The organism is Streptomyces sp. NPDC096046, from assembly GCF_040303285.1.
In the GTDB taxonomy this organism is placed as follows: domain Bacteria; phylum Actinomycetota; class Actinomycetes; order Streptomycetales; family Streptomycetaceae; genus Streptomyces.
Genome location: NZ_JBEOSZ010000023.1, coordinates 51521 through 63465, shown reverse-complemented (window position 1 = coordinate 63465; position 11945 = coordinate 51521). Strand labels below are relative to the sequence as shown.

At 73.3% G+C, this 11945-nt stretch carries 12 protein-coding genes; 3 read left to right on the top strand and 9 right to left on the bottom strand.

Translation table 11 applies throughout. The features are described 5' to 3' along the window. The first annotated feature begins 113 nt into the window (after nt 1-113). The gene (locus tag ABTX62_RS21040; RefSeq protein WP_502997988.1) at nt 114-1268 is read left to right on the top strand and encodes an acyltransferase family protein; all 1155 of its coding nucleotides are present in this window, start codon (nt 114-116) and stop codon (nt 1266-1268) included. A 238-nt stretch (nt 1269-1506) separates the two neighbouring features. On the opposite strand, the gene leuE is transcribed toward ABTX62_RS21040, so the two are convergent. Both leuE and ABTX62_RS21030 read right to left on the bottom strand, forming a co-directional pair. Beyond that, nucleotides 1507-2154, bottom strand: coding sequence for a leucine efflux protein LeuE (leuE, locus tag ABTX62_RS21035; RefSeq protein ID WP_352117581.1), 648 nt, complete (start codon nt 2152-2154; stop codon nt 1507-1509). 64 nt (nt 2155-2218) lie between these two features. Continuing rightward, nucleotides 2219-3799 carry an acyl-CoA mutase large subunit family protein gene (locus ABTX62_RS21030; protein WP_352117580.1) on the bottom strand — a complete coding sequence of 527 codons (1581 nt, stop codon included), beginning with the start codon at nt 3797-3799 and terminating at the stop codon, nt 2219-2221. Between the two features lie 142 nt (nt 3800-3941). Between ABTX62_RS21030 and ABTX62_RS21025 the strand changes: the two genes are divergently transcribed. Continuing rightward, nucleotides 3942-4796 (top strand): L,D-transpeptidase family protein, encoded by an 855-nt coding sequence (locus ABTX62_RS21025; RefSeq protein WP_352117579.1) that lies wholly within the window; start codon nt 3942-3944, stop codon nt 4794-4796. 158 nt (nt 4797-4954) lie between these two features. Here the strand turns inward: ABTX62_RS21025 and ABTX62_RS21020 are convergent, their stop codons facing one another. The 4 genes from ABTX62_RS21020 to ABTX62_RS21005 form a co-directional block, all read right to left on the bottom strand. Beyond that, complete coding sequence (locus ABTX62_RS21020; RefSeq protein ID WP_352117578.1) at nt 4955-6055, bottom strand: hypothetical protein; 1101 nt, start codon at nt 6053-6055, stop codon at nt 4955-4957. After that, nucleotides 6055-6729: an RNA polymerase sigma factor gene (locus ABTX62_RS21015; protein ID WP_283969323.1), complete on the bottom strand. Its 675-nt coding sequence runs from the start codon at nt 6727-6729 to the stop codon at nt 6055-6057. Before ABTX62_RS21015 ends, ABTX62_RS21020 begins: the two co-directional genes overlap by 1 nt. A gap of 384 nt (nt 6730-7113) precedes the next feature. Continuing rightward, nucleotides 7114-7905 carry a hypothetical protein gene (locus ABTX62_RS21010; protein ID WP_352117577.1) on the bottom strand — a complete coding sequence of 264 codons (792 nt, stop codon included), beginning with the start codon at nt 7903-7905 and terminating at the stop codon, nt 7114-7116. A gap of 156 nt (nt 7906-8061) precedes the next feature. Continuing rightward, nucleotides 8062-8679, bottom strand: a complete 618-nt coding sequence (locus ABTX62_RS21005; RefSeq protein ID WP_283969321.1) for an RNA polymerase sigma factor — start codon at nt 8677-8679, stop codon at nt 8062-8064. Nucleotides 8680-8893: 214 nt separating this feature from the next. Here ABTX62_RS21005 and ABTX62_RS21000 point away from each other — a divergent pair, with 214 nt between their 5' ends. Then, nucleotides 8894-10141 (top strand): N-acetylmuramoyl-L-alanine amidase, encoded by a 1248-nt coding sequence (locus ABTX62_RS21000; protein WP_352117576.1) that lies wholly within the window; start codon nt 8894-8896, stop codon nt 10139-10141. On the opposite strand, the gene ABTX62_RS20995 is transcribed toward ABTX62_RS21000, so the two are convergent. The 3 genes from ABTX62_RS20995 to ABTX62_RS20985 form a co-directional block, all read right to left on the bottom strand. Beyond that, nucleotides 10138-10533 (bottom strand): hypothetical protein, encoded by a 396-nt coding sequence (locus ABTX62_RS20995; protein ID WP_352117575.1) that lies wholly within the window; start codon nt 10531-10533, stop codon nt 10138-10140. The two genes, ABTX62_RS21000 and ABTX62_RS20995, sit on opposite strands and share 4 nt — an antisense overlap. 138 nt (nt 10534-10671) lie before the next feature. Beyond that, nucleotides 10672-11226: a hypothetical protein gene (locus tag ABTX62_RS20990; RefSeq protein ID WP_352117574.1), complete on the bottom strand. Its 555-nt coding sequence runs from the start codon at nt 11224-11226 to the stop codon at nt 10672-10674. Between the two features lie 108 nt (nt 11227-11334). Next, nucleotides 11335-11877, bottom strand: coding sequence for a hypothetical protein (locus ABTX62_RS20985; protein ID WP_352117573.1), 543 nt, complete (start codon nt 11875-11877; stop codon nt 11335-11337). Nucleotides 11878-11945 lie beyond the last annotated feature (68 nt).

The following is an 11945-nucleotide window of genomic DNA, read 5'->3' as shown; positions in this document are numbered from 1 at the left end:
GCGAAGCCTGTCGCCATCGAACGAAATCGCGTCACCTCTCGTCCTAGGGTGACAGGCGCCCGCCCACAGGCGGCGCGGGCGAAGGACATACGAACCACACAGAGGTTTTCAGCGTGACCGAGACGGTCGTCAGCACCCGCAAGCCCCGGCCCGGCGTCGCCGTGCTGGTCGAGACACCGGGCGCCACGACCGTCCCACGGCGCGAGAAGGACTCCGGCGGGCGGCTGCGCGCCCTCGACGGGCTGCGGCTGCTGGCCGCGCTGATGGTGGCGCTGTACCACTACGGCGGGCGCGGCGGTGAGGTCGCCCAGGCCTGGGGCAGCTCGCCGAAAGATCAGTTCCCCACTCTGCACTCGCTGTTCGCCTACGGCTGCCTCGGCGTCCAGGTCTTCTTCGTGATCAGCGGGTTCGTGATCTGCATGAGCGGCTGGGGCCGGCCCCTGAAGTCGTTCTTCGCCTCCCGCGCCTCCCGGCTGCTGCCCGCCTACTGGGCGGCGGTGCTCATCGTCACGGCGGTGTTCGCGCTGCCGGTGGTGGCCTACAAGGCGGTCTCGCCCAGCGACGCCCTGGTCAACCTGACCATGCTGCAGATGCCGCTCGGCGTGGACCGGGTGCTCGGCGTGTGCTGGACCCTGTGGGCCGAGGTCCGCTTCTACGCCCTGTTCGCGCTGTGCGTGGTGCTGCCCGGGGCGAACCGCCGCCGGGTGATCACGTTCTGCGCGGGCTGGACGCTGGCGGCGGTGATCGCCGAGAACGCGAACATGCCGCTGCTCGACATCGTCCTGATGCCCGAGTACGCGCCCTTCTTCATCGGCGGCGTCGGCCTCTACCTCGTGCACCGCGACCGGCGGGACGTCTACGGGTGGGGCATCGTGGCCGTCAGCTGGCTGATCGGCCAGCACTACGCCGTGCAGGACCTCTGGCACGCCCCCGGCCCGGAGGCCTTCTCCCACCGCTCCGCGTTCGGGATCATCGCCGTCGTGACGGTCGGCTTCGTGGCGGTCGCCGCGATCGCGCTGGGCCTGCTCAACCGGGTGAACTGGCGGTGGCTGACGGTCGCGGGGGCGCTGACGTACCCCTTCTACCTGGTCCACGAGCACCTCGGCTGGGTGGTGATCCACGCCCTGCACCGCGGTCTGGGACTGGCGTCCGGGGTGACGTTCGCGCTGACGGTGGCGTCGATGCTGCTGCTGGCGTGGGTGCTGAACACATATGTGGAGAAGCCGCTGACGCCCCGGCTGCGGGCGGCGCTGGCGAAGGCCCGCTGATCCGTTCAGAGGACGTTCAACCGGTCACCCGGGCCGTGCGGCGGGCTCGCGCGAAACGGGCCTGACACGCCGGACGGCGTCATGAGAGACCCCACAGCGCGCGCCCCGATCCCCCCGATCACGAGGGCGGGTCGCTCCTCGAAGGGCCGGTCGTGGTCCTACCCGGCCCGCTTCGGCCGGTCGGCGCGGGCCGGTCGTGGTCCTACCCGGCCCGCTTCGGCCGGTCGGCGCGACTGCCCTACGAACTCGCCAGGGACAGCTTCACCGCGAAGCCCAGGAACAGCGCGCCCGCCGCCGAGGTCGCCCCCGCCGACAGGCGCCTGCGGCGGCGGAAGGCCGCGGCCAGCCGGGTGCCGCCGAAAATCAGCGCGCTCAGGTAGAGCACGCTGGCGAGCTGGGCGAGGACGCCGAGGACGACGAAGGACAGGGCCGGGTAGGCGTACGCCGGGTCCACGAACTGGACGAAGAAGGCGACGAAGAACAGGATCGCCTTGGGGTTGAACAGGCTGACGACGAAGGCGCGGCGGAAGGGCCGCTCCCCGGCGGGCGTGGGAGTCTCACCGTCGGCGGTCCGCTCGGCACGCGTCCGCCACATGCCCCACGCGGCCCGCAGCATGCCGATGGCCAGCCACGTCAGATATCCGGCCCCCGCGTACTGCACCACGGCGAACAGCACGGCGTTCGCCTGCAGCAGCGAGGCGACCCCGGCCGCGGACAGCGTCATCAGCACCGCGTCACCGCACCAGACGCCGGCGGAGGCGGTGTACCCGGCACGCACGCCGCGCCGGGCGGCCACGGACAGCACGTACAGCGAGTTGGGGCCGGGCAGCAGAATGATCAGGACGAGGCCCGCCAGATAGGTGGGCAGATCGACGACACCGAGCATGCGAAGGAGTGTCGCACGCGGGCCCGACAGCCGGGTACGACGTGTACGGGACGCTCCCCGCCGGTCAGAAGGCGTCCGACGGGACGTGCTTCCCCCACACCTGGCGCAGTGCGTCACAGACCTCGCCGACGGTGGCCCGGGCGCGCAGGGCCTGCTTCATCGGGTAGAGGACGTTGTCGTCGCCTTCGGCGGCCTTCTTCATCGCGGCCAGTGCGGTGCCGACGGCCGGCTGGTCGCGTTCCGCGCGCAGTGCCGCCAGGCGCTCGGCCTGGCGGGCCTCGATGGCGGGGTCGACGCGCAGGGGTTCATAGGGTTCTTCCTCGTCGAGGCGGAAGCGGTTGACGCCGACCACGACCCGTTCGCCCGAGTCGGTCTGCTGGGCGATGCGGTAGGCGTTGCGTTCGATCTCGTTCTTCTGGAAGCCCCGCTCGATGGCCTCGACGGCGCCGCCCAGTTCCTCGACCTTGGTCATCAGCTCCACGGCGGCGGCCTCGACGTCGTCGGTCATCCTCTCGACGGCGTAGGACCCGGCGAACGGGTCGACGGTGGCGGTGACGTCGGTTTCGTGGGCGAGGACCTGCTGGGTGCGCAACGCCAGCCGCGCGGACTTGTCGGTGGGCAGGGCGAGGGCCTCGTCGAAGGAGTTGGTGTGCAGTGACTGTGTGCCGCCCAGCACCGCCGCCAGCCCCTGCACCGCCACCCGGACCAGGTTCACCTCCGGCTGCTGGGCCGTCAGCTGCACCCCGGCCGTCTGCGTGTGGAAACGCAGCATCAGCGACTTCGGGTTCGTCGCGCCGAACTCCTCGCGCATCACCCGCGCCCAGATCCGCCGCGCGGCACGGAACTTGGCGACCTCCTCCAGGATCGTGGTGCGGGCCACGAAGAAGAACGACAACCGCGGCGCGAAGTCGTCGACATCCATACCGGCCGCGACCGCCGTGCGCACGTACTCGATGCCGTCGGCCAGGGTGAAGGCGATCTCCTGCGCGGGCGAAGCCCCCGCCTCGGCCATGTGGTAGCCGGAGATCGAGATGGTGTTCCACCTCGGGATCTCGGCCCGGCAGTACTGGAAGATGTCCGCGACCAGCCGCAGCGACGGCTTGGGCGGGAAGATGTACGTCCCGCGCGCGATGTACTCCTTCAGCACGTCGTTCTGGATCGTCCCGGTCAGCCGATCCGCGCTGACGCCCTGCTCCTCGGCGACCAGCTGGTACATCAGCAGCAGCAGGGCCGCCGGGGCGTTGATCGTCATCGACGTCGACACCTGATCCAGCGGAATGCCGCCGAACAGCACCCGCATGTCCTCGACCGAGTCGACCGCCACCCCCACCCTGCCGACCTCCCCGTGCGCGATCGCCGCGTCGGAGTCGTGGCCCATCTGCGTGGGCAGGTCGAACGCCACCGACAGACCCGTCGTCCCGTGCGCGATCAGCTGCCGGTAGCGGGCGTTGGACTCCGCCGCCGTACCGAACCCCGCGTACTGGCGCATCGTCCACGGACGGCCCGTGTACATCGACGGATACACCCCCCGCGTGTACGGGTACGCCCCCGGCTCCCCCAGCCTCTCCGCCGGATCCCAGCCCTCCAGGGCCCCCGGCCCGTAGACCGGTTCGATGGGCAGTCCGGACTCCGACTCACGCGCCATGGTGGGTTGCCTCCCGCAGAGCAGTGACCTCGCTCACCACGATGCCCCCTGGTTCGCGGCGGGTCACGCCCGGGGAAGCATCTGGAGGTGACATCCGGGCAGACCCGTGAGACGAGTGGGGGGCCGTGTGCGTAGGACGGACATGGGGAGAGCGTGCGCAGCGGGACTCGCCGTGGCGGCCGTGCTGACCGGCTGCACGGTGCAGGCCCCCGACGGCGAGGACAAGGGCCGCTCGCCGGTGCACATCGAGCTGCCCGGCACCCCGTCCCCGGGCCGCACGGCGGCCGGTGGCGACCATGACGGCGACGGGCCGAGCACCGCGCCACCGTCCGGCGACGACAAGCCCGGCGCCGCCCCGGCCCCGCCCCGCGTGCTGTGGTCCCGCGGTGACACCGGCCGGGACGTCCGGGAGCTCCAGGCCAGGCTGCGGCAGGTCGCCTGGCTGTTCGAGGGGCCGACCGGGACGTACGACGAGCCGACGGAGCGGGCGGTCAGCGGCTTCCAGGGCAAGCGCGGGCTGCCGCGCACCGGGAAGGCCGACGCCGTCACCTGGCAGCGGCTGCTGCGCATGACGCGGGAGCCGGGCCGCTGGGACCTGTATCTGATGGGCGGCCAGCCGGCCGACCCGCCGGACCCGCGCTGCCGAACGGGCCGGGTGCTGTGCATCGACAAGACCAGCCGGACGTTGCGCTGGATGGTCGACGGACAGACGGTGTCGACGATGGCGGTCCGCTTCGGCTCGCAGTACACGCCGACCCGGGAGGGCGTCTTCTCCGTCTACTGGAAGTCCCGCGACCACGTCTCGACGCTCTACGACTCGCCCATGCCCTACGCGATGTTCTTCAGCGGCGGCCAGGCCGTGCACTTCTCGGCGGACTTCGCCGCGCGGGGCTACGCGGGCGCGTCGCACGGCTGCGTCAACGTACGGGACGAGGCGGCGATCGCCGAGCTGTTCGCGCGGGTCCGCGACGGCGACAGAGTCGTCGTGTCCTGGTGACGGCGGAAGAGCGGGGTTAGGGGCGCGGGCGGGACCGGGGGAACGTGTCCCGCCCGCGCTCAGGTGCACGAGCCGTAGGTACGGGGGGAACCCCGGCTCTGTGCGACGGCCGATGACCAGTCGGCTCACTCATTACTGCGCCGGGGCAGCCGAAAACGTCACACCTTCGGCCAGAAGTTTTCCGCAGCGTGCAAAAGCGCAGGTCGCAGGGGTGCGAGGGAGTGCCCGGTGCGACGGTGGCCGGCGTCGGTCCTCTTCGCCCCGGCCTGCCGACCGGCCTTCTGGTCGTCCTTCCGGTCGGGCTTCCGGTCGGCTTTCCGCTCGGCCTTCCGCTCCGCCTTGTCCGCCTCCCGGTCCTGACCGCGGTCCCGCTCCCCGTCCCGGCCCTTGCCGTGGCCCTGCCCCTGCCCCTGCCCCGTGTCCTTCTCGTCCGGCTCGCCGGAGCGGGGATCGGCCATGAACAGGACGCCCTTGCAGTACTTCCACACGCGCGTGCCGCCCGCCGCGTCCCGCAAGGCGCGCCTGCGGTCGTCGTCCAGGCGCTTGCCGTCGCGCAGGTCGCGGCAGGCCCGGGCGATCGCCTCGCGACTGTCGGGTCGGTCCTCCCGGGCGTCGGCGCCGCCTTTGCCGGTGGTGTCCTCGCGGGTCCCGTTCCGCCCGGGGTCACCGGCGCCGCCCGTCGCGGAGTTGTTCGGGGCGTCGTCGCCGGGAACCCCCTCGCCCCGCCCGGAGTCGGTCGGCGAGGGTGAGACCAGGAGGCGCTCGGGAGGAGTGGTGGCGGCCGAGACGGAGGCACCGGGGTCGGTCTCGTCGCCGCCGAACGGTGTTCCCAGGACTCCGGTTCCGGCCACGACGGCGACTCCGCCGACCGTGCCGACGGCCAGTGAGGCGGCCAGCGCCAGGCCGGCCGGGCGGATCCCGCGGGAGCGCCGGACGCCACCCGGGCCGCCGACGCGCGCGGTTCCGATCCGGACCAGCCCGGCGTCGGCGGTCCTGGCGGGGGCCTGTTCACGAGGGGCGGTGGAGGCGGTCACAGCGTCGGCGCGTTCCTCGCGGGCCTTGCGGAAAGCGGCTACCGCGGCTGCCTCACCGGGGAGTTCCTCGCTGGTCGGCGCGGGTGGCACGGACAGCGCGCCGAGTGTCCTGGCGAGCCGTTCGGCCTCGCCGCGGTGGGCGCCTTCGACAGCTTCCGGTGGCTCTCCGCTCAGCAAACGCTCCGCCGTTTCGCCGTCCAGCCACCTGTACTGCTCGTCGGCCATCACACATCCTTCTGCGTCCGCGTCACGCTACGCGTCACACCTGCGGACGTCACGGCACCGCCGCGCGGTTCTCTCTGGGGCGGCAGGGCGTCGAGCACCCCGGCCGATTCCGGATCGGCCTGCGGATCGTCGCCGAGCAGTTCGGCGAGCCGCTTCAGGCCCCGGTGCGCCGCCGTACGGACCGCGCCCGGGCGCTTGCCGAGCGTCTCGGCGGCGGTCTTCGCGTCGAGCCCCACCACCACGCGCAGCACGACCGCCTCGGCCTGGTCCTGGGGCAGTCGGGAGATCAGGGAGAACGCGCCGTCGGTGGCGAGCGCCTCGATGGCCTCGCCGGCGGTGTCGGACTCGGCCGGCCGGCCGGTCAGTTCGGTCTCGTCCCCGCCGATCGCGGGCCTTCGCCCGCGCATGCGTATGTGGTCCAGCGCGCGGTTGCGGGCGATCCGGGCGGCCCAGCCGCGGAACCGGTCCGCGTCGCCGGTGAACCGCTCCAGATCGCGGGCTATCTGCAGCCACGCCTCGGACGTCACGTCCTCGGCGTCGGGGTCGCCGACCAGCGTCCGTACGTACCCGAGCAGCCGCGGATGCACGGTGCGGTACACAGTCCGGAACGCGTCTTCCTCTCCGTCCTGTGCCGCGCGCACCGCTGCGGTCAGCTCCGCGTCGTCCCCCAGCACCGCGCGCCCTTCTGCGCCTCGACCGGCGCCGCTCGCGCGGACCGGGTTCTCGCCGTCGTGGTTGCCCAATAGGTGGTTGCGGTTACAAGACCGCAGGTGGTTGCGGTGGTCTTGCCGCCATCGCCGTTGGCGCGAATGGCACGTTACGACCTGAAACCACTCCCCGTCCATGTCCGCCCGGGATGCAACTAAGCCGTGACGCGGCGGGGTGTGACAGAAAACGCACCCCGCGCGCTGTAGGGGATACGGGCCGCCGCGCGGCCCGTGCCGCGCGACGGCCGGGGCCTCTCCTGTGGGGGGTGGCGGCTCCGGCCGTTGCCATGGCGGTTACCGCCGGGTCCGCAGCACCGCTGAGCGGTGCCGACCGGCGCTCGCGGAAATCCCTTACCGGTGACGGCTTTTGGGCTGGGAGCGCTCGGAGTCGCTCCCCTCCTTGCCCGTTCCGTTGCCCGGCTCACCGCTCCCGGCGTTGTCCGGCCGGTTCGCCCGGCCCTTGTCCGCGGTGGAAGAGCCGCCGCCCCGGCCGGGGTCGCCGTTCCCGGAGCCACCGTTCCCGCTCTTGGGCTCGGCCAGTTGTCCGGCGCAGTACGCCGTGACGTTCCTCTCACCGCCCGCGGCGGTCGCCAGACGCTGCCAGGCCGTCGCTTCCATGGCCTCGCCGCGCCCCCCGGCCCGCTCGTAGGCGCGGCAGTGGGCCTCGGTGTCCTGCGCGGGGGACGGCCGACCGGGGTGGGCCGGGGCCGAGCCGCTGCCGGTGCCGGGGCTGTGACCGCCGGGGGGAGGCTTCCCGGCCGGGTCCTGCGGGGCGCTGCTCGGGGCGGGCTTGCGGTCGGGGGCGTCCGTGGTGCCCTCCTCCGGCGACCCCGCCACGCCGATCGCCGCCGCGGCGACACCGCCCAGCGTGAGACTGGCGGCCAGGACGGAGAGCGTGGTCTTCAGGGACCGGCCCAGGTGCCGCCGTTCCCCGGCCCGCCAGTCGTCCCGGCGGTGGCCGCGGGTGTGCAGGCCCTCGGCGTCCCGGGCGGCCCGGAAGGCGGCCACGGCCCGCTGCTCGGCCTCGGCGTCGACACCGTCCCTGACGAGGGAGGCGATGAGCAGCGCCTCGACGTCGGAGTCCAGGAGGGCGTGACGGGAACCACGGCCGGACAGTCCGCCGCCGCTCTGCCGTTCACCCATGTCCGTATCCGTCCCTGCTCGATTCGATCGATCCGTCCGCCCCGGTGGGGCCGGCCGGGCCGCCGGGTTCCACCAGTACGTCCCGCCGGTCCGCCCTGTTCAGGGCGCCGGGTCCACGCGACCCGCCCGGACCGTGAGCGAAACCGCCGGTTCCGCTCATGTCGACTCACCCAGCGTCCGGGGGGCTTCATCCGTCACACTCTCCGCGCCCAGCTGCCCGGCGAGGCGTTTCAGGCCCCGGTGGGCGGCCGTGCGGACCGCGCCCGGCCGCTTGCCCAGGACCCGCGCGGCGGCCGGGCCGTCGAGGCCGACCACGACACGCAGCAGCACGGCCTCGGCCTGGTCGCGCGGCAGCCCACGGACCAGCTCCAGGGCGCGCTCGGTGGACAGGGCCTCCAGCGCCTGGTCGTGCGTGCTCTGCGGCCCGGGCAGTTCCAGGACGTCCTGCTCCAGCGCGGACGACCGGGGTCGTACCCGCTGCCGGCGCAGGTGGTCCAGCGCCCGGTGCCGGGCGATGGTCGCCGTCCAGCCCCGGAAGCCGGCCCCGTCGCCCCGGAAGCGGCCGAGGTCCCGGGCGATCTCCAGCCAGGCGTCGGACGCCACGTCCTCCGCGTCGTCCCCGACCAGGCCGCGCAGATAGCCGAGCAGGCCGGGCTGCACGAACCGGTAGGCGACCGCGAAGGCCGCCTCGTCACCCTGCTGGGCCCGCGCGACGGCCGCGCCCAGTTCCCCGTCGTACGCCTGCCCGCGCCGGGGTTCCGCTCCCTGACCCAAGTACCGTCCTCGTCCGTGCCGAGCGCGCCCTCCCACGGTGATCAGCGCCGGTCCGCGCGGAAGTGTCACAGCGCGCCGGATGCGGAGGGCCCACGCCCGTTCGGGTCAACCCGGCCCGCCGTCCTCGGGAGCCCGGCGCCGCCGAGGTTTCGGCCGAGTTCGCCACCGGGGAGCTCTGCTCGCGATGCAACCGCCCACGAAAGGCGAGCGCCGTATGACACCCCGCCTCCTGCGCACCGCCGTCGCCACCGTCCTGGCCCTCGGTGTCCTCGGCCTGAACCAGCCTGCCCGGGCCTCCTCCTCGGACGGGGTGCACACGCTCCGCGTGCCGGACGGCGACCCGTACGAGCGGTCCCTCGCCCCGCGCACCACCGAGCCGTTCAGCCTGCTCGGCATCACCTGGGACGACCCGCACGAGGCCCTGGACGGCACCGCCTACGTGCGCACCCGCTCGCGCGAGAGCGGCGCCTGGAGCACGTGGCGCCCTCTGGAGACCGACGTCCGGACGCCCGAGGCCGGCCCCGACCGTGACCGGGCCGGGGTGCGCGGCAGCACCCAGCCGCTGTGGACCGGGCCCTCGGACGGCGTCCAGGTGCGGGTCTCGGGCTCGCGCCTGCCGGCGGGGCTGCGGGTCGAACTGGTCGACCCCGAGGCCGGGTCGGGCACCGTGCACACCTCGGTCGTCGGGCCGGAGGAGGTCGGGCCGGCCGCCGGGCCGCTCGCCGCCGAGCGGCCCGTCGTGACCTCGCGCTCCTCCTGGGGCGCCGACGAGTCCCTGGTCAAGGACCCGCCCACCTACACCGGTGGCACCCAGGCGATGTTCGTCCACCACACGGCGGGCACCAACGACTACTTGTGCTCCGAGTCGGCGTCGATCGTGCGCGGCGTCTTCCTCTACCACGTGAAGAGCAACGGCTGGAACGACATCGGCTACCACTTCCTCGTCGACAAGTGCGGCACCGTGTTCGAGGGCCGTGCGGGCGGCATCGACAAGCCCGTCCTCGGCGCGCACACCTTCGGGTTCAACACCGCCACCAGCAGCGTCTCGGTGCTCGGCGAATACTCCACGGCCGTCCCCGGCGCCGTCGTGCGCAAGTCGGTCGCGAAGGTCGCGGCCTGGAAGCTCGGCCTCTACGGCCACGACCCGGCCGGGACGGTCGTACTGACCTCCGGTGCCGACAACGGCAAGTACAAGCTGGGGCAGAAAGTGACGTTCCCCCGCATCTCCGGCCACCGCGACGGCTACCCGACCGCGTGCCCCGGGCAGCACCTCTACGACGACCTGCCCGAGATCCGCACCCTGGCCGCGAACCCCGCCACGCCCGCCGTGACCGCCGTGACCGCCCCGGAGCCAGCGGGACTCTGGGACGAGGACGTGGACGAAGACGAGAGCGAGGACGAAGACGAGGGCGAGGACGAAGAGGTGGACGTGGACGAAGACGTGCTCGCGCGCCGACGCTAACGCCGGGGCGCGGCCCGCCCCGCGTCCCGGCACAGCAGCCGCAGCGATCCGTGGCCCGCGTAGCAGCGGCGGGCCTCCTCGATGGGGTCCCACAGGCGCCCGTCGGGGGTGCGGATCCAGTGGTCTCCGCCGGTCGCCCACCACTCGGCGCCCGTCTGACGCGCCATCACCTCACCGGCGTACGCCCCGAAGCCGCGCAGCACCTCCTGGACGGCGGCGCCGGGCGCTCCTTCCCGCCGTATCCCCTCGATCATCCGGTCGACGCTCCACAGGCTCTGCTCCGAGTAGTCGAGGCGCAGCCGTGCTCCCTCGCGCATCGTCGCCACCGTGTCCGCCGCCCACCGCCGCGGCTTGGCAGCCGCCGACGGCCTGGTCTCCGCTTGAGTCGTCACATTCCGGAAAGCGCTGCGGCGAAGCGTTTCGTCACCCGGAATCGGCGGCTCCCCCGAAGCGGCGCAGGACCGCCCCACCTTGCTCGAGGGACAGTCACAGGACTCTTCCAGGAAGCGGGTTTAGGCCGGTGGGGACCGTCAGCCCCGTCGGCGGCTCCGGCGGGACACCACCGCGCGCAGCACCCGGCGCCCCTCGACCGACACCTCCAGCGCCCGGCGCAGACCGGCCGGGCCGTGTCCGGCCAGGACCTCCAGCACGGTGATCTGGCGGCGCAGTTCGGCGGCGACGAGGGGCGACATGCCCTCCGTCCGGCCCTCACGGCGGGAGTCCACGGACGCGGCCTCGTCCTCGGCGGTGTCCAGGAACCGGTGGATCTGCAGGGCGGCGACGGAGCAGGCGTCGGCCCACACACGCACCGCGGCGGCGGACCGCTCGGCGGGAGCGGCCCGCAGCATCCGGTGGGCGAGCACGACCGCCTCGTCCCCGTCGCCGACGGCGTCCAGCTTCGCCCGCACCTGCTCCAGCCGCTCACCCCACTCACCGGCGTCCGCGCCGTCACCGAGGCTCGCCCACACCGGTCGCAGGATCTCGTCGTCGCCGCCCAGCAGGGGCACGCACCGGTCCAAACAAGCCAGCCCGCTCGCGGCCAGCCCGCGTTCGTCGGCCTGAGCGATCAACTCCACCAGGCTCATCCACGTCTCCCTCCGCGGGCCGCCCCGGGGGCCCGATCAGGCCGTTACCGGCCTTCGCCCCTCACGGAACCCGCACTTCCCCTTACTGCGTGCAACGGCCCCGGAGTGTCACAGGGGCACCACGCCCAGCCTGTCGAGAAAGCGGAACAGCAGGTTTTCGGCCGTGGGGTCCCCCCGCTCGAGCGAAGCCGAGAGTGGGGGAGGATCGGGGTCTGCCGTGAGTACGTCCAGCAGCGACTCGGCGCTCACCTCGCACCCCGCCTCGGTGGCCCAGCGCACGGCACGCTCGGCGGCGTCGCCGGGTTCCAGGAAGTAGTCCTCCAGCGTGAGGCCCTCGCGGTCCGCCCCCAGGTACCCGGCCATGGCGGAGCGCGCGAGGCAGGTGGTCCACGCCCCGCTCTCGGGAGCCGCGGCCTCCAGCACCACGCACTCGCTGTTCATGACGTACCCGAAGAGCGCGGGCGCCCCGGTCTCCCGGGCGAGGGCGTTCATGTTCCCGATGTCGCCGTCGCCGCTCGGGTACTCCCACACCTGCCAGCCGCCCGGCGCCGAGGCGTGCCGTACGAGTCCCTCCGCGGCCCCCGCCAGCGCGTCCAGCTCCGGCAGCGGCCGCTCCCCCCGGCCCACGACGAAGTATCCCCAGTAGCCCATGTTCCGGTTCCCCCCGGCGTGTTCGCTTCCTGCTGCGGTCAGAACACCACCACAGTCGTACGGGAGTT